This is a genomic window from Mesorhizobium sp. B2-4-3 (assembly GCF_006442815.1).
Taxonomy (GTDB): Bacteria; Pseudomonadota; Alphaproteobacteria; order Rhizobiales; family Rhizobiaceae; genus Mesorhizobium.
This window is the reverse complement of the sequence record NZ_VFVL01000009.1, coordinates 24,032-45,842: the sequence shown is the minus strand read 5'-3', so window position 1 is coordinate 45,842 and position 21,811 is coordinate 24,032. Positions and strand designations below refer to the sequence as shown.

27 protein-coding genes are annotated in these 21,811 nt (G+C 64.5%); 13 read left to right on the top strand and 14 right to left on the bottom strand.

The window, feature by feature from the left end; translation table 11 throughout:
- Positions 1–5 precede the first annotated feature (5 nt).
- From FJ956_RS11685 to FJ956_RS11675, 3 genes are all read right to left on the bottom strand, one after another.
- Entirely contained in the window at positions 6–530 is a 525-nt protein-coding gene (locus tag FJ956_RS11685; protein ID WP_140677436.1) for a hypothetical protein, read from the bottom strand.
- Positions 527–2,749: a phosphoribosylformylglycinamidine synthase subunit PurL gene (gene purL, locus FJ956_RS11680; protein ID WP_140677438.1), complete on the bottom strand. Its 2,223-nt coding sequence runs from the start codon at positions 2,747–2,749 to the stop codon at positions 527–529. Before purL ends, FJ956_RS11685 begins: the two co-directional genes overlap by 4 nt.
- A 149-nt stretch (positions 2,750–2,898) precedes the next feature.
- Positions 2,899–4,308: a PLP-dependent aminotransferase family protein gene (locus FJ956_RS11675; RefSeq protein WP_140677440.1), complete on the bottom strand. Its 1,410-nt coding sequence runs from the start codon at positions 4,306–4,308 to the stop codon at positions 2,899–2,901.
- 91 nt (positions 4,309–4,399) lie between these two features.
- On the opposite strand from FJ956_RS11675, the gene FJ956_RS11670 reads away from it, so the two are divergent.
- Entirely contained in the window at positions 4,400–4,648 is a 249-nt protein-coding gene (locus FJ956_RS11670; RefSeq protein WP_140677535.1) for a DUF1127 domain-containing protein, read from the top strand.
- Between the two features lie 22 nt (positions 4,649–4,670).
- Here the strand turns inward: FJ956_RS11670 and FJ956_RS11665 are convergent, their stop codons facing one another.
- The 6 genes from FJ956_RS11665 to purC all read right to left on the bottom strand — a co-directional run bounded on the left by FJ956_RS11665 (position 4,671) and on the right by purC (position 7,995).
- The gene (locus FJ956_RS11665) at positions 4,671–5,333 is read right to left on the bottom strand and encodes a Pr6Pr family membrane protein (protein WP_140677442.1); all 663 of its coding nucleotides are present in this window, start codon (positions 5,331–5,333) and stop codon (positions 4,671–4,673) included.
- Between the two features lie 7 nt (positions 5,334–5,340).
- On the bottom strand, positions 5,341–5,751 hold the full coding sequence (locus FJ956_RS11660) for a hypothetical protein (protein ID WP_140677444.1): 411 nt from the start codon (positions 5,749–5,751) through the stop codon (positions 5,341–5,343).
- Between the two features lie 39 nt (positions 5,752–5,790).
- A complete protein-coding gene (gene purQ, locus FJ956_RS11655) occupies positions 5,791–6,459 on the bottom strand; it encodes a phosphoribosylformylglycinamidine synthase subunit PurQ (protein WP_140677446.1) in 669 nt (222 codons plus the stop codon).
- 163 nt (positions 6,460–6,622) lie between these two features.
- Complete coding sequence (locus FJ956_RS11650; protein WP_140677448.1) at positions 6,623–6,877, bottom strand: hypothetical protein; 255 nt, start codon at positions 6,875–6,877, stop codon at positions 6,623–6,625.
- An 18-nt stretch (positions 6,878–6,895) separates the two neighbouring features.
- Positions 6,896–7,135, bottom strand: a complete 240-nt coding sequence (gene purS, locus FJ956_RS11645) for a phosphoribosylformylglycinamidine synthase subunit PurS (protein ID WP_140677451.1) — start codon at positions 7,133–7,135, stop codon at positions 6,896–6,898.
- Positions 7,136–7,200: 65 nt separating this feature from the next.
- Positions 7,201–7,995, bottom strand: a complete 795-nt coding sequence (gene purC, locus FJ956_RS11640) for a phosphoribosylaminoimidazolesuccinocarboxamide synthase (protein ID WP_040995384.1) — start codon at positions 7,993–7,995, stop codon at positions 7,201–7,203.
- A 274-nt stretch (positions 7,996–8,269) separates the two neighbouring features.
- Here purC and FJ956_RS11635 point away from each other — a divergent pair, with 274 nt between their 5' ends.
- From FJ956_RS11635 to FJ956_RS11630, 3 genes are all read left to right on the top strand, one after another.
- On the top strand, positions 8,270–8,590 hold the full coding sequence (locus tag FJ956_RS11635; protein ID WP_140647499.1) for a DUF1476 domain-containing protein: 321 nt from the start codon (positions 8,270–8,272) through the stop codon (positions 8,588–8,590).
- Between the two features lie 12 nt (positions 8,591–8,602).
- The gene (locus FJ956_RS31000) at positions 8,603–8,737 is read left to right on the top strand and encodes a hypothetical protein (protein ID WP_281405616.1); all 135 of its coding nucleotides are present in this window, start codon (positions 8,603–8,605) and stop codon (positions 8,735–8,737) included.
- 96 nt (positions 8,738–8,833) lie between these two features.
- Positions 8,834–9,607, top strand: coding sequence for an HpcH/HpaI aldolase/citrate lyase family protein (locus FJ956_RS11630; RefSeq protein ID WP_140677453.1), 774 nt, complete (start codon positions 8,834–8,836; stop codon positions 9,605–9,607).
- Between the two features lie 7 nt (positions 9,608–9,614).
- Here FJ956_RS11630 and FJ956_RS11625 read toward each other — a convergent pair whose 3' ends face one another.
- Complete coding sequence (locus FJ956_RS11625; protein WP_140677455.1) at positions 9,615–10,172, bottom strand: alpha/beta hydrolase; 558 nt, start codon at positions 10,170–10,172, stop codon at positions 9,615–9,617.
- A gap of 200 nt (positions 10,173–10,372) precedes the next feature.
- Here FJ956_RS11625 and FJ956_RS11620 point away from each other — a divergent pair, with 200 nt between their 5' ends.
- Together FJ956_RS11620 and FJ956_RS11615 are read left to right on the top strand one after the other, a co-directional pair.
- Positions 10,373–11,188, top strand: a complete 816-nt coding sequence (locus FJ956_RS11620) for a VOC family protein (protein WP_140677458.1) — start codon at positions 10,373–10,375, stop codon at positions 11,186–11,188.
- Position 11,189: 1 nt separating this feature from the next.
- Positions 11,190–11,684, top strand: a complete 495-nt coding sequence (locus tag FJ956_RS11615) for an N-acetyltransferase (RefSeq protein WP_140677460.1) — start codon at positions 11,190–11,192, stop codon at positions 11,682–11,684.
- Between the two features lie 37 nt (positions 11,685–11,721).
- Here FJ956_RS11615 and purB read toward each other — a convergent pair whose 3' ends face one another.
- Together purB and FJ956_RS11605 are read right to left on the bottom strand one after the other, a co-directional pair.
- Positions 11,722–13,023 carry an adenylosuccinate lyase gene (gene purB / locus FJ956_RS11610; RefSeq protein ID WP_140677462.1) on the bottom strand — a complete coding sequence of 434 codons (1,302 nt, stop codon included), beginning with the start codon at positions 13,021–13,023 and terminating at the stop codon, positions 11,722–11,724.
- Between the two features lie 63 nt (positions 13,024–13,086).
- Positions 13,087–13,500, bottom strand: a complete 414-nt coding sequence (locus FJ956_RS11605; protein ID WP_140677464.1) for a hypothetical protein — start codon at positions 13,498–13,500, stop codon at positions 13,087–13,089.
- Positions 13,501–13,808: 308 nt separating this feature from the next.
- Here FJ956_RS11605 and FJ956_RS11600 point away from each other — a divergent pair, with 308 nt between their 5' ends.
- On the top strand, positions 13,809–14,066 hold the full coding sequence (locus FJ956_RS11600) for a DUF2171 domain-containing protein (RefSeq protein WP_073988648.1): 258 nt from the start codon (positions 13,809–13,811) through the stop codon (positions 14,064–14,066).
- A gap of 7 nt (positions 14,067–14,073) precedes the next feature.
- Here FJ956_RS11600 and FJ956_RS11595 read toward each other — a convergent pair whose 3' ends face one another.
- A complete protein-coding gene (locus FJ956_RS11595; protein WP_140677466.1) occupies positions 14,074–15,090 on the bottom strand; it encodes a P1 family peptidase in 1,017 nt (338 codons plus the stop codon).
- Positions 15,090–16,160, bottom strand: a complete 1,071-nt coding sequence (locus tag FJ956_RS11590; RefSeq protein ID WP_140677469.1) for a branched-chain amino acid ABC transporter substrate-binding protein — start codon at positions 16,158–16,160, stop codon at positions 15,090–15,092. The genes FJ956_RS11595 and FJ956_RS11590 overlap by 1 nt, the downstream gene beginning before the upstream one ends.
- Before the next feature lie 192 nt (positions 16,161–16,352).
- Here FJ956_RS11590 and FJ956_RS11585 point away from each other — a divergent pair, with 192 nt between their 5' ends.
- The 6 genes from FJ956_RS11585 (at position 16,353) to FJ956_RS11560 (ending at position 21,781) form a co-directional block, all read left to right on the top strand.
- Positions 16,353–16,847, top strand: a complete 495-nt coding sequence (locus tag FJ956_RS11585; RefSeq protein WP_140677471.1) for a flavin reductase — start codon at positions 16,353–16,355, stop codon at positions 16,845–16,847.
- Between the two features lie 29 nt (positions 16,848–16,876).
- Positions 16,877–17,800 carry a MoxR family ATPase gene (locus FJ956_RS11580; RefSeq protein ID WP_140677473.1) on the top strand — a complete coding sequence of 308 codons (924 nt, stop codon included), beginning with the start codon at positions 16,877–16,879 and terminating at the stop codon, positions 17,798–17,800.
- 5 nt (positions 17,801–17,805) lie between these two features.
- Entirely contained in the window at positions 17,806–19,056 is a 1,251-nt protein-coding gene (locus tag FJ956_RS11575) for a VWA domain-containing protein (RefSeq protein ID WP_140677476.1), read from the top strand.
- 63 nt (positions 19,057–19,119) lie between these two features.
- Positions 19,120–19,458 carry an XdhC family protein gene (locus FJ956_RS11570; protein ID WP_124997656.1) on the top strand — a complete coding sequence of 113 codons (339 nt, stop codon included), beginning with the start codon at positions 19,120–19,122 and terminating at the stop codon, positions 19,456–19,458.
- Between the two features lie 5 nt (positions 19,459–19,463).
- On the top strand, positions 19,464–20,168 hold the full coding sequence (locus FJ956_RS11565; RefSeq protein ID WP_140677478.1) for an XdhC family protein: 705 nt from the start codon (positions 19,464–19,466) through the stop codon (positions 20,166–20,168).
- Positions 20,165–21,781: a molybdopterin-binding/glycosyltransferase family 2 protein gene (locus FJ956_RS11560; protein WP_140677481.1), complete on the top strand. Its 1,617-nt coding sequence runs from the start codon at positions 20,165–20,167 to the stop codon at positions 21,779–21,781. The genes FJ956_RS11565 and FJ956_RS11560 overlap by 4 nt, the downstream gene beginning before the upstream one ends.
- The last annotated feature ends 30 nt before the right edge of the window (positions 21,782–21,811 follow it).

Below are 21,811 nucleotides of genomic sequence, written 5' to 3'. Positions count from 1 at the left end.
GAAGCCTAAGGCTTATCCTGGCTCGAATGAACCACGCCGTCTTCGGTGATGTCATCGCGCGTCGAATAGGCGTGGCCGAGGCTGAAGACCAGGGCGTAGAGCGGGAGGTTGATCAACAGGCTGACGATCGGAAGATAGCTCGTCATCCGCCATGCGGTTGAGAAGAAGGGCTGACCGTAGCCGTCGCAGGTCAAGGACGAGCCATAGTCCCAAATGGCCCCGATCAACGCGGCGACGGCGAAGAGCTTGATGCAGGTCGCGACGTGCTTTGCCCGCGCCGGCTCCGGAGAAAGCCTGTTCCAGAGCATCAGGCAGATGATCGGGATCGCGTAGATCAGGGTCTGCAATATCAGCATCGGCAGCGTGCCGTTGGCCGCGGCAAGGAATTCGGCGCGGGTTTCCAGCCGCGGGCAGACCTCGCTCGAGGTCGTCGACAACAGGAACAGAACGAACGGCCCGAGAAACCAGAAGAAGAAGAGAGACGGCCAGAAGACGACTGCGACCAGCGTCCGGGCAGCCAGCTTCGTCAACTGGCTTGATCCATGAAGCGAGGGAACCAGCCTTCATGGGCTCTCTTCAGATCTTCGATGAGAATCTCGCCTGCCTCACCCAGCTCTAGGATGGCGCCAGTCTGCGTCATGCCAAACCATATTGCGGAAACACCAGCTGTCGCACTTTCCTCAAGCAGCGCATTGACCCCTTCGAATGGCATAGTAACCAGATAGCGTCCCTGGTCTTCGCCGAAGAACACGGCGATGGGAGACTCGCCTTTCGGCTGGTTCACCCTTGCAGCGATGCCGGATGCCATCGCCATCTCGGCGAGAGCCACGGCAAGGCCGCCATCCGACACATCGTGGCAGGCTGTGACTCTTCCCGTATTGATCAGGCCCCGCACGAAGTCGCCAACCTTCTTTTCGTGATCGAGGTCGACCGGCGGCGGCGGGCCGTCCGTGCGGCCGTGGATGTCGCGCATGTAGGCGGACTGGCCGAGGTGGGTTCCCCAGGCCTCAGGCGCGCCGATCAGGACGATTGCCTGATCTGGAGCGCCAAAGCCGATACGCGCCATCTTCGACCAGTCGGCGATGAGGCCGACGCCGCCGATGGTCGGCGTCGGCAGGATGCCGCGGCCGTTCGTCTCGTTGTAAAGCGAGACATTGCCGGAGACGATCGGGAAGCCGAGCGCGCGGCAGGCATCGCCGATGCCTTTGATGGCGCCTACCAATTGGCCCATGATCTCGGGCCGCTCGGGATTGCCGAAATTGAGGTTGTCGGTGGCGGCAAGCGGCAAGGCGCCGGTCGCCGTCAGGTTGCGCCAGCATTCGGCCACGGCCTGCTTGCCGCCTTCATACGGGTCGGCCTCGCAATAGCGCGGGGTGACGTCGGAGGAGAAGGCCAGCGCCTTGGTCGGATGGCCTTCGACGCGCACGACGCCGGCATCGCCGCCGGGAAGCTGCAGCGAATTGCCCTGGATCAGCGTGTCGTACTGCTCCCACACCCAGCGGCGCGAGGAGAGGTCCGGCCCACCCAGCATTTTCAGCAGCGCGTCCGCGACATCAGCCTTCGGCGTGTCGTTTGCGGCCAGCGGCGCCGGCTTCCTCGCCTCGACCCAGGGGCGGTCATATTCGGGCGCCTGATCGCCGAGGTCCTTGATCGGCAGGTTGGCGACCTCGTCGCCCTGATGAATGACGCGGAAGCGCAGATCGTCGGTGGTCTTGCCGACGATGGCGAAGTCGAGACCCCATTTGCGGAAGATCGCCTCGGCTTCCTCTTCCTTCTCTGGGCGCAGCACCATCAGCATGCGCTCCTGGCTTTCCGACAGCATCATCTCATAGGCGCTCATGCGCTCCTCGCGCACCGGCACCTTGTCGAGGTCGAGCTCGATGCCGAGGTCGCCCTTGGCGCCCATCTCGACCGCCGAGCAGGTCAGGCCCGCGGCGCCCATGTCCTGGATGGCGATGACGGCGCCCGACGCCATCAGCTCGAGGCAAGCTTCCAGCAGGCATTTTTCGGTGAAGGGATCGCCGACCTGCACGGTCGGGCGCTTCTCCTCGATCTTGTCGTCGAATTCGGCCGAGGCCATGGTGGCGCCGCCGACGCCGTCGCGCCCGGTCTTGGCGCCGAGATAGACGACCGGCAGGCCGACGCCCTTGGCCTGCGACAGGAAGATGGCGTTGGTCTTAGCGAGACCGGCCGCGAAGGCGTTGACCAGGATGTTGCCGTTGTAGCGGGCATCGAAATTGACCTCGCCGCCGACGGTCGGCACGCCGAAGGAATTGCCGTAGCCGCCGACGCCCGAAACCACGCCGGCAACGAGATGCCGGGTTTTCGGATGATCCGGCGCGCCGAAGCGCAGCGCGTTCATCGCCGCCACCGGCCTTGCGCCCATTGTGAAGACGTCGCGCAGGATGCCGCCGACGCCGGTCGCCGCACCCTGATAAGGCTCGATGTAGGAGGGGTGGTTGTGGCTCTCCATCTTGAAGACGACGCAGTCGCCGTCGCCGATATCGACCACGCCGGCATTCTCGCCCGGACCCTGGATGACCTGCGGACCGCTGGTCGGCAGCGTGCGCAGCCATTTCTTGGAGGACTTGTAGGAACAGTGCTCGTTCCACATCGCCGAGAAGATGCCGAGCTCGGTGAAGCTTGGCTCGCGGCCGACCAGATCGAGGATGCGCTGGTATTCGTCGGGCTTCAGCCCATGCGCGGCGACGAGCTCGGGAGTGATCGGCACGGAATTGGAAATAGTCATGAGCGGCGATTTTTGTCCGTGGGAGAGGGGAGCTTCCTTGAGTCTCCTCTTATCGCAAGCTTTCGCGCGATACACCCCACTGGATGATGAAAAACGCCGGAAAACTGCCTGTGCGGAGATGCCCAGGGGGTTGGGGCTTGCCGGCTTGATCAGGAAAAACTGTCATAGCCGGCGCGGCCTTCGTCGAGCAGGCGGCGGATGACGGCGACGCCGCCGGCGACATCCTTGCTTTGCCGGGGCTGCGACACGCCAAAGCGCACGCCGTGAAAGACCTGCTCGGAGCGGCCGGCCTTGAACTCGTCCTCGTCGTCGATGAGCACGCCTTGCGCCAGGCAGGCGTTCTTGAAGGTGCCGGACAGCCACGGGTCCGGCAAGGTCAGCCAGACGAAAGGCACGTTGTCCCTTGCCTTGATGTCGAACCCGGGCAGCACGTCGCGCACGATGGCTAGGCGTGCCTGGATTTCAGCGATGCAGCGCTTGCGGATCTCGCCCGCCTGGCCCGATATCACCAGCCTTGCGCCGACCTCGGCCAGCAGGAAAGGCAGGCCGCCGGTCATCATCTTGTGGGCGACACGGATGCGGTGGCGATAGGCCGGCGGGCAGGAAAGCCAGCCGCCGCGCACGCCGGCGGCGACGGATTTGGACAAGCCGCCGGCGACGATGGTGCGCTCCGGCGCATATTCGGCCAGCAGCGGTGTCGGGTCGTCGGTGAGCTCGCCGTAAAGATCGTCCTCGATCAGCGCGACATTGTACTCGCGCGCAATCTTCGCGATCGCCTGCCGCCGCTCCGCCGACAGGGTCACCAGCGTCGGGTTCTTCGCGGTCGGCATCAGGAACATCACCTTTGGATGTTTCTGCGCGCAGACGCGCTCGAAATCGTCCGGGTCGATACCGTTGTCGTCGGTCAGAACCAGCGCGATGCGGCGCCCGATCAGCCCCGCGCTGCGCGCGATCTGCGAATAGGTGAGGTGCTCGAAGACGACGTAGTCGCCGGGCATGGTCAACGCCGCGATCGCCGCCATGACCGCGGCGTGGGTGCCCAGCGTCGGCACGATTGAATCGGGCGAGGGGCGGAAGGCATTGCGCGCCAGCCAGCGGCTGCCCGCCTCATACCAGCGTTCGGGAAAGTCCCGCGTGTAGCTCGAAATGTCGTGCGGATGCTCCTGCGCCGTGCGCGCCAGCATGTCGGCAATCACGGCGCCCTGGCCGACATCGGGCGCGGCGGTGCTGTCGAAACGCAGCTTGCCGCTCGGCGCGTCGATGGGGCGCGTGCCTTGCAAGCTAGGTTCGACATCGGGTTTCGGGGCCTCTGTGCGCTGGCCGAGCACATAAGTGCCGCGGCCGACCTCGCCGCTCACCAGACCGCGCTCGCGCAGCAGCTGATAGGCCCTGCCGATGGTGCCGACGGTTGTGCCGATGTCATAGGCGAGGTCGCGCTGCGGCGGCAGTTTTGCGCCAGCATCGATGACGCCCTTGTCGATATCTGACTCAATGCTGTCAGCAAGACGCTGATAGAGCGGACCGGAGCCAGAGGAAAGATCGGGGAGCCAATTTGTCATGGTGACAATTTTCTATATTGCACCGCGCGATGAGTCAATCCATATCGAGGCGGCGATTGGAAAGGTACAATCGAAACAAGGTAGAACGGCAATGGATACAATCGACACAATTCGCTTCGCTCGCCCGGCTTTTGGCGCGCAGGCCGGGCCCTTGGCCCATCGCGGCTTCGTCGGTCGCCTGGCGGTTGTGCTCGGTTCCATCGCGAGGCAGATCGACCGCTTGCTCGAACGTCGGCGCGGCCGCCTTGCGCTGCTGGAGATGACGGACGAGCAGCTCAAGGATATCGGCGTCTCGCGCTGCGACGCCCATCGCGAAGGCATCCGGGCGTTCTGGGAGTGACGGTCTGTCGTCGACTGACGACCTAGCGGCGGCTCGATTGAACTCGGGTTGCGGGCTTTCCCCGCGATCGACCGATGCCGTGATCGACAAGCACGGCGAGCACGCTCAGCCCGACAAAAAGGGCGGTGACGGCCAGCGCTGAAATCGCGACGCTGGCCGCGCCGTTCTTGGCGATGTCGAGGAACGGGTAGGGTACTTCGCCGGCGAAGGGCGCGCGCATCAACGCGTAGGCGAGATAGGCGACCGGGTAGATCATCCACCAGGCGATGTCGCTCCACTGCCGCCTGCCATCGGCGCCCGCCACCAGCCACCACAGCACGAACAGCACCGGCGTCACATAGTGCAAGAGGACATCGCAGAACAGGAACAAACCCTGCGGCTGCCAGAGCCTCGCCAGGACCGTGGCGTAGACGATGAACACCAGAGTCATGGCCACCGCCACGCCGGTCCGTATCCGTGGCCCGGCAAAGGCTGGAAACCACGCATAGCCGGCGGGTGACAGCAGCGAAGCATGCACCATCACCGCCGCGATGTTGGTCAGGATGGTGAAGAAGCTGAAATAGAAGACGATCGAGCCGAGCAAGCCACGGCCTGCGGCCATGGATGCCGGCACGGTGATGGCGAATTGGAGGACAAGCGCAATCAGCCCGACAACCAGTCCCGCCATCTGCAGGAACCGGCCCATCGCAACCTCACGCGGCAGCCGCGCAGGACGGATTGCCGGCCTGCCAGCGGGCGATGTCGGAACCGATGCGCGCGCCGAGCGGCTCATTCATCAGCGGCCCGAACGCGTCGACGCGGCTGGAATTGCCCTGCGCCTGCACCACCAGCAGCGGCTTGCCGCCATAATGCTTGGCGGGCACCAGCAGGAAGCGCGGCGTGCCACTGTAGGAATTGAGCTCATTGGCCATCTGATAGGCCTTGAAGGCCGGATCCTTGCTGGCAATCCAGCATTTGTGCGCAGCGATCGCGACCTGTTCCATGGCAAGCAGAGAGGCGCTCTTGCCTGAGGGAACCGGCGTTGTCTTGGGGCTGGATTGGCAGGAAGCCAAGGCGAGCCCGGCGGCGGCCAGGAGAGCAAGGCGAGCAATCGTCAGTCTCATGGTCAGTCCGCCCCCGCGTTCCGATAGGATGTCAAAGGATCAGGCGGCGATGCCGAGCGCGCTCTCGAACAGCGCCCGTCCGTCATTGCCGCCATGCGCCGCCTCGATCAGGTTCTCCGGATGCGGCATCAGGCCGAGCACATTGCCCTTGTCGTTGACGATGCCGGCAATGTCGTTGATCGAGCCGTTGGGATTGGTGTCTTCCGCATAGCGGAACACCACCTGGCCTTCGCCTTCGAGCCGGGCAAGGGTCTTTGCATCGGCGAAGTAGTTGCCGTCATGATGCGCCACCGGCGAGCGGATCACCTGTCCGGGCTGGTAGCCGCGGGTGAACATGGTGTTGGCGTTGGCGATCTCAAGCTTCACCTGCCGGCAGACGAATTTCAGCGAGGCGTTGCGCATCAGGGCGCCGGGCAGCAGCCCAGCCTCGACCAGGATCTGAAAGCCGTTGCAGACGCCGATGACGGTCACGCCCCTGGCCGCCTTTTCGGCCACCGCCCGCATCACCGGCATACGCGCCGCGATCGCGCCGCAGCGCAGATAGTCGCCAAAGGAGAAGCCGCCGGGGATGGCGATCAGGTCGACATCGGGAATTTCCGTGTCGGTCTGCCAGACGGTCGCCGGCGGCTGGCCGGAAATCTTGGTCAGCGCCGCGATCATGTCGCGATCGCGGTTGAGGCCAGGCAAGAGGACGACGGCTGATTTCATGGCAGTTCCCGTTCGCTGATTTCACGCAGATACCGGGGCGGAACGCTATCGGTCAACCAGGCGCCATTGTCGGAGAGAAAGAAAGTCAAACCAACCCCAGCCATAGCCGCCGAGTCGAGCCGAAGGATAACATCTTTTCCCTTGCGGCGCCGCCGCATGGACGTCATTTCGGCTCAAATGGCTTTTCGGCCTCGGCCAGCTCGCGCAATTCCAGGCGCTGTTCAATCCGTTCAAGGCGTTGATCGATACGACCTGTTATCGCGTAGATGTTGTTGATGTCCGTTTGCGTGCTCAACGCCTGCAACCTGATCGCGACAATCTCATGCTTGACCTCGCCGAGACCGTTCTCAAGGCGATCCATTCGTAGATGGATTTTCTTGAGAAGCTCGTACATCAGCTCATTCGTGACTTCAGGCATAGTGCCTCCGGCACAACCTCAGGTAAGCGTCACACTATAGTTCTCAATCACCGTGTTCGCCAGAAGCTTGTCGCACATGGCCTTGAGGTCGGCCTCGGCCTTGGCCTTGTCGGCTCCGGTGAGCTCGATGTCGAACACCTTGCCCTGGCGCACCTGGCCGACGCCGTCGAAGCCCAGCCCGGAGAGCGCATGCTCGATCGCCTTGCCCTGCGGGTCTAGGACGCCGTTCTTGAGGGTCACGGTGATACGGGCTTTCATCGATGCTCCTGGGCAAATCGTCGTTTAGGAAAAGGCCTGCCATTGTCCGGCAGGCCCGTCAGTATTCAGTGCTTCAGGCCCTTGGGCGCCTCGGAGGAAGCGACGAGCACCGGGCCTGTGGGGCGCGGCGGCTCGTTCTCGTTGATGATGCCGAGACGGCGGGCAACTTCCTGATACGCCTCGACCAGGCCGCCCATGTCGCGGCGGAAGCGGTCCTTGTCGAGCTTGTCCTGGGTGGCGACGTCCCACAGCCGGCAGGAATCCGGCGAGATCTCGTCGGCGACGACGATGCGCATCATGTCGCCCTCGAACAGGCGGCCGCATTCGATCTTGAAGTCGACGAGCTGGATGCCGACGCCGAGGAACAGGCCGGACAGGAAGTCGTTGACGCGGATGGCCAAGGCCATGATGTCGTCGATTTCCTGCGGGCTTGCCCAGCCGAAGGCGGTGATGTGCTCTTCCGACACCATCGGGTCGTCGAGCGCGTCGGCCTTGTAGTAGAATTCGATGATCGAGCGCGGCAACACCGTGCCTTCCTCGATGCCGAGGCGCTTGGACAGCGAGCCGGCGGCGACATTGCGCACGACGACCTCGAGCGGGATGATCTCGACTTCCTTGATCAGCTGCTCACGCATGTTGAGCCGGCGGATGAAGTGGGTCGGGATGCCCATGCGGTTCAAATGGTTGAAGATGTGCTCGGAAATGCGGTTGTTGAGCACGCCCTTGCCATCGACCACTTCATGCTTCTTCTTGTTGAAGGCGGTGGCATCGTCCTTGAAAAACTGGATCAGCGTCCCCGGCTCAGGTCCCTCATAGAGGATCTTGGCCTTGCCTTCGTAGATGCGGCGGCGATTTTTCATCTGATTTTTTCTCTGGATCTGCGGGCAGGCGGCAAGTGACCAGTTCCTGTCCGTTTGCCTAAGTTAGTATGGCGAAGGCGGCGTTCAATGCCGGTGTTATCGCAATCGTCTTGTTTGCTCAATCGGCAAATCCCGCGAATCAACCGCTTTCGGAACCGAAATGCCGCAGCGCAGCATGCGACGAAGCATATTGACCGGCTCGCGGCCTTTTGGTTTGTGCTTGCCCATCACACATATTCATCGCCAAGCGAATCGGATTGATCGGAGGGACGACATGAGCAGCATGAAAGACCGCGAAGAGGGTTTTGAGCGCAAATTCGCCTTCGACGAGGAACTTCGCTTCAAGGCCGCGGCGCGCCGCAACAAGGCGCTTGGCCTGTGGGCCGCCGAGAAACTCGGCAAATCAGGCGCCGATGCCGAAGCCTATGCCAAGGAAGTGGTGGTCTCCGATATCGAGGAGGCGGGCGACCACGATGTCTTCCGCAAGATCCGCAAGGATTTCGATGCCGCGGGCGTCGCCCAGTCCGACCATCAGATCCGCCGCACCATGGACGAGCTGATGGCGCAGGCGATCGAGCAGATCAAGAACAGCTGAGGCTGTGTGGGCATGACGTCGACCGAAAATCGCCTCGCGCTTTTCGGCATCATGCCGGATCTCCTTGTTTTTACGCCGTTCCGGACGGAAGGTTACGGCGAAGTCGCCGAACCTAAACGTTACACACTTTTCCTGGAATTGCTCTGACTGGACCAATCGACCGCCCGGCCAAACCGGGCGGTTTTTCTTTGCCTTAACGTGGTTTCCGACCGAAACTGCGGATTGTTCACAAGGAAAGTTCCGATGTCGCTCAAGTCCCGCCTGACCGCCGACGAAACGCTGTTCACCGCTTGGTCGGGCGTGCCGGACGCGCTGACGGTCGAAATCATCGCCAAGCAGGGTTTTGACGCCGTCACCCTCGACATGCAGCATGGCGGCCACCATGAGGACAGCGTGCTGCGCGGCCTGGTGCCGGTGCTCGCCGCCAACAAGCCGGCGCTGGTGCGCATTCCGGTCGGGCGCTTCGACATGGCGAGCCGCGCGCTCGATTTCGGCGCCGAGGCGGTGATCGCGCCGATGGTGAACTCCGTGGCCGACGCAAGGCAGTTCGCCGCCGCGATGAAGTATCCGCCGCTGGGCGAGCGTTCCTGGGGCCCGACCTATGCTTTCCCGCGCCACGGCAAGGGCGACCATGCCGAATGGTTGCGCGATACGAACCAGCGCACCATGGCTTTCGCCATGGTCGAGACGCGGGCGGCTCTCGATGCGCTCGACGGCATTTTGGATACGCCCGGCATCGACGGCATCTTCGTCGGCCCATCGGATTTCTCGATCGCCTGGTCGAACGGCACCACCGTCAGCTCGACGCTGGAAAGCATGATGGAGACGGTCGCGTCGATCGCCGAGCGGACGCGCAAGGCCGGCAAGCATGCCGCGATCTACGTCATCGAGCCGGCGATTGCCGGGCGCGTCGTGTCGATGGGCTTCCGGCTGCTCGCCATGGGCTCGGACCACACGCTGATTTCGCTTGGCGCGAAAACGCTGTTGAAGAGCATGCGGGATTCGATCGGCTCCTAGACGCCGATTAGGGTTCTTTCAGTTCCGTCAGAAACTTGGCGAAAGTCATCGAACCCTCGGGCCAGGGGCCGAAGCCGGCATCGTGGTTGAGATGGCCGGATTCGCCGGCGTCGATGAAGAGCGATCCCCAGGCGGCGGCAATGTCCTCGGCGACCGCGAAGGCGCAGAACGGATCGTTGCGGCTGGCGATCACGATGGACGGAAAGGGCAGGGGATCGCGCGAATAAGGGCCAAAGGTCATCAGATGTTTCGGCCTGATTTCCGGATTGGAGACATCCGGCGGCGCGACGAAGAAGGCGCCCGCGACCGGCTTCTTGAATTGCGGGATGGCCTGCACCGCCGCCGTCACGCCCAGCGAGTGCGCAACAAGCACCACCGGCCGCTCGGCCTCGTTGACGGCGTTCGCCACGCTCGCCGTCCAGTCCTCGCGCACCGGCTTGGTCCATTCCGCCTGCTCGACCCGGCGCGCCGTCGACAGTTTCGACTGCCAGCGGGTCTGCCAGTGCTCGGGACCGGAATTGGTGTAGCCCGGCACGATCAGGATATCTGCGTCTTTGACTTTCATGGCGCGGATGTAGCGAGCGGCTTTCTTGGCTGCAACCCCGTCGGAAAATTCGGAGTGATCACAATTGTGAACAACTTGTTCGGTTCTTGCTGTCTTGTGTGAACGATCGCAATCGACGATTTGAAGAGGCAACAAGGACAATGACTGGTGGCCAGGAAAATCCCATGCTTGGGACAAGCGCCGCCCGAACGGAGAGTTTGATGAGCGAACTGCCTTTTGCCGCGACCACCCCGGTCAGCGTGTCACGCGTCGGGCTGAAGGCGCGCGACGCCGAAAGCCTGGCCGCCTATTACCGCGCTGTCGTCGGCTTGCAGGAACTGAGCCGAGCCGATGGCGCGATCACGCTCGGCGCAGCCAACCGGCCCTTGCTGGTGCTCGAACCGGATTCTTCGGCCAAGCCGGACGATCCGCGCAGCGCCGGCCTTTTCCACACAGCTTTCCTTTTGCCATCGCGGGCCGACCTCGGCCGCTGGATCAGCAATGCCGCCGCCAACCGCATCGGCATCGAGGGCGCCTCCGACCATCTGGTCAGCGAGGCGCTTTACCTGACCGACCCGGAGGGCAACGGCATCGAGATCTATGCCGACCGCCGCCCGCAGGACTGGAAATGGAATGGCGACAGGATCGCCATGGCGACCGAGCGGCTGAACCTGCCGGCGGTGGTCGGCAGCGTGCCGGCGGGCGATGGTGGCTGGCAGGGCGCGCCGGAAAACACCATTGTCGGCCATGTGCATCTGCGCGTCGGCCGGCCGGAAGACGCGGAGGCCTGGTGGCATGACCAGTTCGGCTTCGACACGGTGGCGAAATATGGCGGCCAGGCGGTGTTCCTGTCGTCCGGTCATTATCACCATCATATCGGCGCCAATGCCTGGCAGAGCGCGGGCGCCGGCCGCCGCGACCCGTCCCGCTCGGGCCTCGCCTGGGTCGAGATGCGCTCGGACAATGTGAAGGCCGAGACGAGCCGCGAGGATCCGTGGGGCACCGTCATCAAGACCGTGCCTGGAGCGCTTGCTTGAAATGCTGATCCGGTCGGAAATGCCCGCTGATCACGACGCAATCCATCAACTTACTTGGAATGCGTTCAAGCCGATGGCCTTCAGCGACGATACCGAGGCCGACATTATCCGGGCCTTGCGCGCGGACGGTGACCTGACGATTTCGCTGGTTGCCGAGGACGCTGAGGAAATTGTGGGTCACGTGGCATTTTCACCGGTGAAGATCGGCGGCATCCATGACAAATGGTTTGGGCTTGGTCCAATATCGGTCAGGCCTGACAGGCAGCGTCAGGGTATAGGCAAGGCATTGATCGCCGCCGGGCTGCAACTGCTTGACGAGCAGGGCGCCGGCGGATGTGCGCTGATCGGAAATCCTGAGGTGTACGGCCACGCGGGCTTTGTGAGCGACGGGCAACTGACATATCTGAATATCGATACGAAGTACGTGCAGCGGCTGGTCCTGCGCGGACCCGTGCCGCGCGGCGCGCTCAGCTTTGCCCCTGCTTTCGGAAGTTGAAGCTAGGATTCCGACTGAGCGCCAGCCGCATGGAAGGTTATCCAAATACCCGCTTGAAGATCGTGTCGACATGCTTGGTGTGATAGCCGAGGTCGAATTTCTCGCGGATCTCGGCTTCGGGCAGCGCCGCCGTGACATCCTTGTCGGCAAGCAGTTCTTCGAGGAAATCGGCGCCGTGCTCCCACACTTTCATGGCGTTGCGCTGCACCAGCCGGTAGGCGTCCTCGCGTGACAGGCCGGCCTGCGTGAGCGCCAGCAGCACACGCTGCGAATGCACCAGGCCGCGGAACTTGTTGAGGTTCTTCTCCATGTTCTCGGGGTAGACGAGCAGCTTGTCGACGACGCCGGTCAGGCGTGCCAGCGCGAAGTCCAGCGTCACCGTCGCGTCCGGCCCGATCATGCGCTCGACCGAGGAATGCGAAATGTCGCGCTCGTGCCAGAGCGCCACGTCTTCCATGGCCGGCAGCGCCATCGAACGCACCATGCGGGCAAGGCCGGTGAGGTTCTCGGTCAGCACCGGGTTGCGCTTGTGCGGCATCGCCGACGAGCCCTTCTGGCCCGGCGAGAAATACTCTTCCGCTTCCAGCACCTCGGTGCGCTGCAGATGGCGGATCTCGACGGCGAGGCGTTCGACCGAGGAGGCGATCACACCGAGCGTGGCAAAGAACATGGCGTGGCGGTCGCGCGGGATGACCTGGGTCGACACCGGCTCCGGCTTCAGCCCAAGCTTTGCCGCCACATGCTCTTCGACATAAGGCTCGATGTTGGCGAACGTGCCGACCGCGCCGGAGATCGCACATGTTGCGATGTCCTCCCGCGCGTGCACCAGCCGCTCGCGGCAGCGCGAGAATTCGGCATAGGCCTGCGCCAGCTTGACGCCGAAGGTGGTCGGCTCGGCATGGATGCCGTGGCTGCGGCCGATGGTGACGGTGTCCTTGTGCTCGAAAGCACGGCGCTTCAGCGCCGCGAGCAGGGCGTCGATGTCGGCAAGCAGGATGTCGCTGGCCCGCGTCAACTGCACAGCAAGACAGGTGTCGAGCACGTCCGACGACGTCATGCCCTGGTGGATGAAGCGGGCATCCGGTCCGACGAATTCGGCAAGATGGGTCAGGAAAGCGATGACGTCATGCTTGGTGACGCGCTCGATCTCGTCGATCTTGGCGACGTCGAATTTGGCCGCGCCGCCTTTCTCCCAGATGGTCCTTGCCGCTTCCTTCGGAATGACGCCCAGCTCCGCCAGCGCATCGCAGGCATGCGCCTCGATCTCGAACCAGATGCGGAAGCGGGTTTCGGGCGACCAGATGGTGACCATTTCCGGCCGGGAATAGCGAGGGATCATCCGTTTTTTGAGTCCTGATGGGAAAAAGCGTTGGCCGCGTCCTAACAGAGGCGGGCCCGATGCTCAACGCCGCTGCCGTGCAAACCAGATACTTGCCGCGACAAGCGCTGCAAAACCCAGCGGAAAATAGAGCCGCACGCCGAGCACGACGAACTGATAGAGCGCGGTCAGCATGGTGAAGGCGAATTCGAACGCCCAGGTCAGCGTGAACGCCGACGCGTGCCATTCGGCATAGTAGGAGCGATATTGCAGCGCGAACAGGCCGCCGGTGAAGGCGAGTGTCGTCGCCAGGAGGGACACGAATGCCGCGGCGAAGGCTGTTTCCCAAAGACGGCCGCGAGAAACCAGCCTAGCCAGCGTCAGCCCAACCGGAAAGGCAAGCACGCCGCCAAGACCATAAAGCAACGCCACGAAACGGATCCTGTCGGGCGTCTCCCAGGCGGCCAGCAGGAGATTTGCCAGCGCGCTCGCACCCATGGCGGCGCCCCAGAGCAAAGTTCCAACACCAGCCTCGCTTGGCGACGGAACGGCGGCGCGCAACCGATCCGTGAGACCGCGCCGCAAGGGAACTTGCTGCAGCGGCATCATGGGCGGCAAGCCGTATCGCGCGTCGGGTGGCCGGGCAGGCTGGGCGTCATCGGCATGACATCTGTCTCATCAGCGTCATGCCTATCACGCCATGGTGAATGAGACGTGCCGTGCGATGCATCCAATCCGGCGTTCATTTGTTATTGTCGGCCGTCTCGCATCCGAAAGGGCAAATCGCTATCCAGCGGAGGACCAGCATGAGCACCGACATCAGCAAGATACGCGGACACATGGAAGTGATCGGCGCCGACGGCGTCCATATCGGCACCGTCGACAAGGTCGAGGGCGACCGGATCAAGCTGACCAAGGCTGATAGCGGCATGGGCTCGCACAAGGACCATCACCACTACATTTCGCTTGCGCTGGTCGCGGAGATCGACGGGCAGAAGGTATGGCTCTCCGCGAATTCCGATGTCGCTGTCACCTTCGAGGAAGAGAAATCCGATCCGACCTGATTAGCCGTCAACGCGAAGACCAGACGGGAAACAAGTCGCCGTCGGCGGGCGTGGCGGCATAGACGCCGCGGCTGATCGCGCGCGCCATGGTGGCGCCTGCCGCCGCGAACAGGCCGATCGCGGCATCGGCGCCGAGCTCTATTCCGCTTCGGCCCGTCGCCAGGGCAAAGACGAGATCGCCGTCCGCCGGCGTATGCGTCGGCCAGATGGCGCGGGCGAAGCCGTCATGCGCCGAGATCGCCAGCCGCTTGGCCGCGGCCTTGGTCATGACGGCGTCCGTGGCGATGACGGCGATGGTAGTGCTGCCGGCTTCCCCATGCCCGCCGACGCGCCTGTCGCGGTATTTCAGCAGGATCTTCCTGGCCTCTTCAGGCATCGGCGCGGGATAACCCAGGCCACCGAACTCGTCGCCGATCTCGAAGGGCGCCGCCCAGAAATGGCGGCTGCGGCCGACCGTCACCGAGCCGGTCGGGTTGACGGCGGCGAGCGCGCCAATGGTGACGCCGCTGTCGAGCACCGTCGAGGCGGAGCCCAGCCCGCCTTTCAGCCCGGAGGTCAGCGCGCCGGTGCCGGCGCCAGCCGTGCCGATTTCGAAATCCACTGTCGCCGCCTGCACGGCCTCATAGCCGAGCTCGCGATAGGGCGGATAACGGCCCCAGTCCTTGTCGCCGCCATTGCGCAGGTCGAACAGGATCGCGGCCGGCACGATCGGCACGCGGAAGCCGCCGACCTCGACACCGATGTTCTTCTCGCGCAGCGCCGCCTGCACGCCCGAGGCGGCGTCGAGGCCGAAGGCCGAGCCGCCGGACAGAACGACGGCATGGACCGTCGCGATCGAATTCTGCGGCTCGAGCAGATCGGTCTCGCGCGTGCCCGGCGCACCGCCCAGCACCTGGAAACCGGCCACGGCAGGCTCATCGCATATCACCACCGTGACGCCGGATTTCAGCCTGGCATCGGCGGCATTGCCGACGCGAAGGCCGTCAACGTCGGTAATGAGATTACGCGGTCCGGTGCGGAACATCACTTCTCCTCCAGCGGCACGAAATGCGTCCCGTCGAAGCGGAAGATACGGAACGGGTTCTGGCTGAGATCGCCCTTGTCGTCGAAGCGGATGGTGCCGAGAGCGGTCGCGAAATCATGGCCGGTCAGCGCCTCGGCGAGCGGCTGTCCAGTGCTTTCCGCGCCGGCCAGCGCGGCCTTGGCGACCTCGACCGCGGCATAGGTCGGAAGGGTGTAGCCGTCGGGCACGATGTTCTTCGCGGCGAAAGCCTGCACCACCTTGGGGTCGGCGATCTCCGACCATTCCGGCGGGGCGATCATCAGCGTGCCGACGGTGTAGGGCACATCGCCCTGCGGCGTGCGCAGGTTCTCGCCGCCGGCAAAGGTGATGCCGGCACCGAGCTGCGCGGTGTCGCGACCCATGATGGCGATGTCGTCGCCGTCGCCGCCGGCGAACACTTTTGTCGCGCCGGCCTTCTTCAGCCGGCCGACCAGTCCGATCTGGTTGTCGAGCTGCGGCCGGAACGTGTCGACGAAGACAGGTTTCAGCGCCGCCTGCTCGGCCGCGGCGCGAAACGTCTCGGCCATCTCGCGGCCATAGATGGTGCCGTCGTCGACGATGGCGAACAGGTCGTCGCGCCAGAGCTGGGTGAGCTTGGCGGCGACCGCGTTGCGTTCATCGTCGCCGCGCGGGCCGAGCCGGTAGACCGGCCAGCCGGTCTTGGCGCGCCGGTCGGTCAGGCTTTCGGTGCGCACGCCTACCGTGATCACCGGTATGTTGGCGTCCTTCAGGATCGGCAGCGCGGCCTCGATCGCCTCGGTGCAGAGGAAGCCGACCGCGACATTGACCTTGGCGTCGACGAATTCCCTCGCCGCCGCGGCGCCACCATCGGCGGTGCAGGCGTCGTCCACGGCCTTGATCGCGACGCCGTTTGCCTCGGCCGCCAGGCCCGCGCCGGTCTCGACCTGCTTGCCGAGGATCGCCGACGGGCCGGAAAGCGGTGCCGCAACGCCGACCAGCGTCTCGGCGTCGGCGCTCGCGGTCAGCGACAACCAGAGCAGCACGGCTGATGTCGTCGTGAGAAGACGCATTCGGGCTAAGAGATCCTCCATGCCGGGAATACAGTCCCGACACTATTCCAAGAAATGCCTAAAGGCTGGCTAAGCGCCGCGCAACACGCGAATTTGCGGATTGCAGTCAAGCACTTCGCCCGTGCTATGCAACTTGTGGCGTGCAATATGCCGCCATATATAACGAACTGGTTCCGACAGGTGGATTATCGGGTGCTGAAGATCAATGATATCGGGCCGCAGCACTATCGCGATGCGATGGCGCATTTTGCCGGCCATGTGCATGTGGTGACGACGGACGGGCCTGGTGGCAAAAGAGGCGCGACGGTAATCGCCGCCTGTTCGGTTTCGGACACGCCGCCGACGGTGCTGGTCTGCCTCAACCGGGAGAACGCCAAGAACGAAGCTTTCGTCAAGAACGGCAAGTTCGCGTTGAACACGCTCGCATCGGACCAGGAAGCCGTCTCGGTCGGCTTTTCCGGCGTCACCGGCCTGCCGGCGGAGGAGCGCTTCGCGCTTGCCGAGTGGGACGTGATCTCGACCGGCGCGCCGACGCTGAAAGGCGCCCTTGCGGTGTTCGACTGCGAGATCATCGATGCCAAGGACCTTGCCACCCACCGTGTGCTTTTTGGCAAGGTGACAGGCCTGCGCATCGGCGATAATTTGCGCCCGCTGATCTACCACAACCGCGGCTATCACGTTCTTTGAAACGGCCGGGCGGGATCCACGGAGACAAGATGACAGCGCCGCGCCCCGCGCCGAAATCGATCGACGAAACGCTCGATCTTTTGACCGGCGCGGATTATGTCGCGGACCGTTCGCTGGCGACCGTGCTGTTCTTATCGCTGCGCATGAAGCGGCCCTTGTTCCTCGAAGGCGAGGCGGGTGTCGGCAAGACCGAGATCGCCAAAGTGCTGGCTGAGGCGCTCGGTCGCCGGCTGATCCGGCTGCAGTGCTATGAGGGGCTCGACGTCTCCTCGGCCGTCTATGAATGGAATTACGCCGCCCAGATGATCGAGATCCGCATGGAGGAGGCGGCGGGCAAGGTCGTGCGCTCCGATATGGAGCGGAACGTTTTTTCCGAGAAATACCTGATCCGCCGCCCGGTGCTCGATGCGCTGACCGGCAAGGCGGGTGCGGCGCCGGTGTTCCTGATCGACGAGCTGGATCGTACGGACGAAGCGTTCGAGGCGTTCCTGCTCGAGATCCTGTCGGACTTCCAGGTGACCGTCCCGGAGCTCGGCACGATCAAGGCGGAAGAGCCGCCGATCGTCATCATCACCACCAACCGGACGCGCGAGATCCACGACGCGCTTAAGCGGCGCTGCCTCTATCATTGGGTCGATTATCCGAACGCCGAGCGCGAGCTGGAGATCGTGCGCCGCAAGGTGCCGCAGGCGAACCGACGGCTGTCGGCGGAGGTCGTGTCCTTCATCCAGAAGCTGCGCCAGGTCGAGCTGTTCAAGGCCCCCGGCGTCGCCGAAACCATCGATTGGGCCGGCGCGCTGACCGAACTCGACAAGGTGGCGCTGGATCCGGAGACCGTGTCGGACACGATCGGCGTGCTTTTGAAATACCAGGACGACATCGCCCGTATCGGCGAGGGCGAGGGCCGGCGCATCCTCAATGAGGTGAAGGCCGAGCTTTCGGCGGCGGAGTAGGCGCGATGCCGTCGCCGCATCCGGAACCAAGAGAAGCGACGGCTGACGGGCGCATCGCCGACAACATCGTCTATTTCGCCCGCGCCTTGCGCAAGGCCGGCATGCGCGTTGGCCCGGCCTCGGTGAAGGACGCCATCGAGGCGGTGCTCGCCGCCGGCATCGGCTCGCGCGACGATTTCTACTGGACGCTGCATGCGGTGCTCGTCTCGCGGCACGAGGATCATCCGGTCTTCGACGAGGCCTTCCGCCTGTTCTGGAAATCGCGAGAGCTGATCGAGAAGCTGCTGGCGATGTTTTCGCCCGTCGCGCCGGACGATCGCGAGAAGCAAAAGCCGCGCACGGCCGAAAACCGCGTCAGCCAGGCGATGTTCGAAGGCCACCAGAAAAATCAGCCGGTCCGGGAAGTGCCGGAGATCGAGGTCGATGCGCGCCTCACCTTTTCCGGCAACGAGGTGCTGCGCGGCAAGGATTTTGCCCAGATGGATGCGGCGGAGATGACTGAGGCCAAAAAGGCGATCGCGGCCTTGCGCTTGCCCTTCGATCTGATCCGCACGCGGCGCTTCAAGGCCGGCGCGCAGGGGCGCCGCATCGATCCGCGCGCCATGATGCGCTCGGCCGCCCGCACCGGCGGTGAGCTTATCCTGCCGAAATTCCGGTCGCCGCGTGAAGTGCACCCGCCACTGGTGGTGCTGGCCGACATTTCCGGCTCGATGAGCCAGTATACGCGCATCTTCCTGCATTTCCTGCACGCATTGACCGAAAAGCGCCGGCGCGCGCATGCCTTCGTCTTCGGCACGCGGCTGACCAACCTGACCCGTCAGATGCGCCATCGCGATCCGGACGAGGCGCTGGCCGATTGCTCGGCGGCGGTGAAGGACTGGTCGGGCGGCACCCGCATCGGCGACACGCTCGCCGAATTCAACCGGTTGTGGTCGCGGCGCGTGCTGGGGCAGGGCGCGGTGGTGCTCCTTATTACCGACGGGCTGGAGCGCGACGACGTCACCGGCCTTTCGCAGGAGATGGAGCGGCTGCATAAATCCTGCCGGCGGCTGATCTGGCTCAATCCGCTGTTGCGCTTCGACGGGTTCGAGGCGCGCGCGCGTGGCGTCAAGGCGATGCTGCCGCATGTCGACGAGTTCCGCGCAGTGCACAATCTCGACGCGCTGGCCGATCTTTGTGCCTCGCTCGACCAGCGGCCGGCTGCTTCGGTCGATCCGCGCCGCTGGCTGCGAGCTGGCGACAGGCAGGCCGCGTAGCCATATGTTCGTGAGGGGGGAACTAAAGTTTCCCTTGAAAAACAGACTTTGCGAGAAGCGACGATGGATGAGAGCATTTATCTCGATGAGGCCCGCGATCCCCTGATCATCGCGGAAGGCTGGATGAAGGACGGCAAGGATGTCGCTATCGCGACCGTGGTCGAGACCTGGGGTTCGGCGCCGCGTCCGGTCGGCAGCCATCTGGTCATCGATGCCGAAGGGAATTTCCACGGCTCGGTCTCCGGCGGCTGCGTCGAGGGCGCGGTGGTGACCGAGGCGATCGACGTCATCGACAGCGGCAAGGCCAGGATGCTGGAGTTCGGTGTCGCCGACGAAACCGCCTGGCAGGTGGGCCTTTCCTGCGGCGGCCGCATCAAGGTCTATGTCGAGCGGCTGGGCTGACCATCGTGGATCCGTATGTCCTGAAGACACTCAACGAAGAACGCCGCGGCCGCCGCGCCGCGGTGCTGGTCACCGACCTTGGCGACGGCCGCGACCGCATCGTGCGCGAGGGCGACCATGTTGCGGGCGATCTCGGGGCGGCAATCGCCAATGCGTTCCGCACCGGCAATTCGCGGTCGGTGGAGGCGGAAGGGCGGACCTTCTTTCTCAACGCGCATCTGCCGCGCCCGCGCCTTGTGGTGATCGGCGCCGTGCATATCAGCCAGGCGCTGGCGCCGATGGCCAGGATCGCCGGCTATCCCGTCGAGATCATCGATCCGCGCACCGCGTTTGCCACCCCGGAACGCTTTCCCGACGTCGCGCTGCATGCCGAATGGCCGCAGGATGTGCTGGAGCGCGCGCCGCTCGACAGCTATACCGCGCTTGCCGCCGTCACCCACGATCCGAAGATCGACGATTTCGCGCTGAAGGCGGCGCTCGACGCCCGGTGCTTCTATGTCGGGGCGCTGGGCAGCCGCAAAACCCACGCCAAGCGTGTCGAACGCCTGCTGGCGCTTGGCGCCGGCGCCGACCAGATCGCCCGCATCAACGCGCCGATCGGCCTCGATATCGGTGCTGCCAGTCCGGCCGAGATCGCCGTCGCGGTGCTTGCGCAGACGATCCACGCCTTCCGCTCGCGCGGTCTCGAAGCGAAAGGCGCGGTGGCGTGAAATTCGGACCGGTTTCGATCGACGAGGCGGAGGGGGCGGTGCTGGCGCATGCGACCACCGCCGGCGAAAAACGCTTCCGCAAGGCGCACCGGCTGAGCCGCGAGGATATCGCGGCGCTCAAGGCGGCGGGCGTCGGCGAAGTCGTCGCGGCGGTTCTTGCCGAGGACGATCTCGGCGAGGATGCCGCTGCTGCGAAGATCGCCGCCGCCATGCGGCACCGCAACATCGAGGTCAAGCCGGCCGCGACCGGGCGGGTGAATTTGCATGCGGAAGCCTCAGGCGTCTTTACCGTCGACGCCGCAATGATCGACGCCATCAATGCCGTCGATCCGGCCATCACCATCGCGACGCTGGCGCAGCACGCGCCGGTCGAGAAGGGCCAGATGGTGGCGACGGTAAAGATCATCCCCTTTGCCGTCGCCGCAAGCCTGGTAGGCAGCGTGGTGAGGATCTGCGCCGGCCGGGAGATCTTTGCCGTCAACGCCTATCGCCCCATCACCGTCGGCGTCATCCAGACGGTGCTTGCCGGCGTCAAGCCGAGCGTGCTCGACAAGACGCTGCGCGTCACCGAGGCGCGGCTGGCGCGTTTCGGCGGCCGGCTGACGGCCGAACGGCGCACGCCGCACGAGATTGCGCCCGTCGCGACGGCCGCAACCCAGCTGGCGCGCGACAACGACATGGTGGTGATTTTCGGGGCCTCGGCGATGAGCGACTTCGCCGATGTCGTGCCGGCCGCGATCGAGCGCGCAGGCGGTACAGTCGTCCGCGCGGGCATGCCCGTCGACCCCGGCAATCTGCTGGTGCTCGGAACGCTCGACGGCAAGCGCGTCATCGGCGCGCCGGGATGCGCGCGCAGCCCGAAGGAGAACGGCTTCGACTGGGTGCTCGATCGCCTGGTTGCCGGGCTCGAGGTGACCGCGGGCGATATTGCCGGCATGGGCGTCGGCGGGCTTTTGATGGAAATCCCGACCAGGCCGCAGCCACGCGAACCGGCGCCGCAGCCGGCAAGGTCGGCGCTGAAAGTCGATATCGTGCTTCTGGCGGCCGGCCGTTCGAGCCGCATGGGCGGGCCGAACAAGCTTCTGGCGCTGTTCGACGGCGAGCCCTTGGTGCGCCGCACCGCCGGGCGGGCGCTGGGCTCGAAGGCCGCCGGCACCATCGTCGTCACCGGCCATCAGCGCGAGCGCGTGCGTTCGGCGCTTGGCGGTCTTGGCGTGACATTCGCGGACAATCCCGATTTCGTCGACGGCCTTGCCTCGTCGTTGAAGGCGGGGATCGCGAAGGTCGCGCCCGATGCGGCCGGCGCCATGATCGTGCTCGGCGACATGCCCGGCGTTTCGTCGACGGACCTCGATAGCCTGATCGACGCGTTTCGCCGCGCCGGCGGCCACGCCGTGGTTCGCGCCTCGCATCAAGGCAAGCGCGGCAATCCGGTGCTTTTGCCGAGATCGCTTTTCGCGGCCGTCGCGCAACTCGAGGGCGATACGGGCGCGCGGCATCTGGTCGAAGCCGAGGGTCTCGACGTCATCGATGTCGAGACCGGGCAGGGCGCCTCGATCGACGTCGACACGCGCGAGGCGCTGGAAGGGGCGGGCGGCGTTCTGCAGGATTGACAAAGCGGAGCCGAATTTCGCATGCCTCTT

Excerpts from the sequence above, each read along its gene's own strand:
- purL (WP_140677438.1), bottom strand. The coding sequence starts at position 2,749 with ATGACTATTTCCAATTCCGTGCCGATCACTCCCGAGCTCGTCGCCGCG.
- FJ956_RS11675 (WP_140677440.1), bottom strand. The coding sequence starts at position 4,308 with ATGACAAATTGGCTCCCCGATCTTTCCTCTGGCTCCGGTCCGCTCTAT.
- FJ956_RS11670 (WP_140677535.1), top strand. The coding sequence starts at position 4,400 with ATGGATACAATCGACACAATTCGCTTCGCTCGCCCGGCTTTTGGCGCG.
- FJ956_RS11665 (WP_140677442.1), bottom strand. The coding sequence starts at position 5,333 with ATGGGCCGGTTCCTGCAGATGGCGGGACTGGTTGTCGGGCTGATTGCG.
- FJ956_RS11660 (WP_140677444.1), bottom strand. The coding sequence starts at position 5,751 with ATGAGACTGACGATTGCTCGCCTTGCTCTCCTGGCCGCCGCCGGGCTC.
- purQ (WP_140677446.1), bottom strand. The coding sequence starts at position 6,459 with ATGAAATCAGCCGTCGTCCTCTTGCCTGGCCTCAACCGCGATCGCGAC.
- FJ956_RS11650 (WP_140677448.1), bottom strand. The coding sequence starts at position 6,877 with ATGCCTGAAGTCACGAATGAGCTGATGTACGAGCTTCTCAAGAAAATC.
- purS (WP_140677451.1), bottom strand. The coding sequence starts at position 7,135 with ATGAAAGCCCGTATCACCGTGACCCTCAAGAACGGCGTCCTAGACCCG.
- purC (WP_040995384.1), bottom strand. The coding sequence starts at position 7,995 with ATGAAAAATCGCCGCCGCATCTACGAAGGCAAGGCCAAGATCCTCTAT.
- FJ956_RS11635 (WP_140647499.1), top strand. The coding sequence starts at position 8,270 with ATGAGCAGCATGAAAGACCGCGAAGAGGGTTTTGAGCGCAAATTCGCC.
- FJ956_RS31000 (WP_281405616.1), top strand. The coding sequence starts at position 8,603 with ATGACGTCGACCGAAAATCGCCTCGCGCTTTTCGGCATCATGCCGGAT.
- FJ956_RS11630 (WP_140677453.1), top strand. The coding sequence starts at position 8,834 with ATGTCGCTCAAGTCCCGCCTGACCGCCGACGAAACGCTGTTCACCGCT.
- FJ956_RS11625 (WP_140677455.1), bottom strand. The coding sequence starts at position 10,172 with ATGAAAGTCAAAGACGCAGATATCCTGATCGTGCCGGGCTACACCAAT.
- FJ956_RS11620 (WP_140677458.1), top strand. The coding sequence starts at position 10,373 with ATGAGCGAACTGCCTTTTGCCGCGACCACCCCGGTCAGCGTGTCACGC.
- FJ956_RS11615 (WP_140677460.1), top strand. The coding sequence starts at position 11,190 with ATGCTGATCCGGTCGGAAATGCCCGCTGATCACGACGCAATCCATCAA.
- purB (WP_140677462.1), bottom strand. The coding sequence starts at position 13,023 with ATGATCCCTCGCTATTCCCGGCCGGAAATGGTCACCATCTGGTCGCCC.
- FJ956_RS11605 (WP_140677464.1), bottom strand. The coding sequence starts at position 13,500 with ATGGGTGCGAGCGCGCTGGCAAATCTCCTGCTGGCCGCCTGGGAGACG.
- FJ956_RS11600 (WP_073988648.1), top strand. The coding sequence starts at position 13,809 with ATGAGCACCGACATCAGCAAGATACGCGGACACATGGAAGTGATCGGC.
- FJ956_RS11595 (WP_140677466.1), bottom strand. The coding sequence starts at position 15,090 with ATGTTCCGCACCGGACCGCGTAATCTCATTACCGACGTTGACGGCCTT.
- FJ956_RS11590 (WP_140677469.1), bottom strand. The coding sequence starts at position 16,160 with ATGCGTCTTCTCACGACGACATCAGCCGTGCTGCTCTGGTTGTCGCTG.
- FJ956_RS11580 (WP_140677473.1), top strand. The coding sequence starts at position 16,877 with ATGACAGCGCCGCGCCCCGCGCCGAAATCGATCGACGAAACGCTCGAT.
- FJ956_RS11575 (WP_140677476.1), top strand. The coding sequence starts at position 17,806 with ATGCCGTCGCCGCATCCGGAACCAAGAGAAGCGACGGCTGACGGGCGC.
- FJ956_RS11570 (WP_124997656.1), top strand. The coding sequence starts at position 19,120 with ATGGATGAGAGCATTTATCTCGATGAGGCCCGCGATCCCCTGATCATC.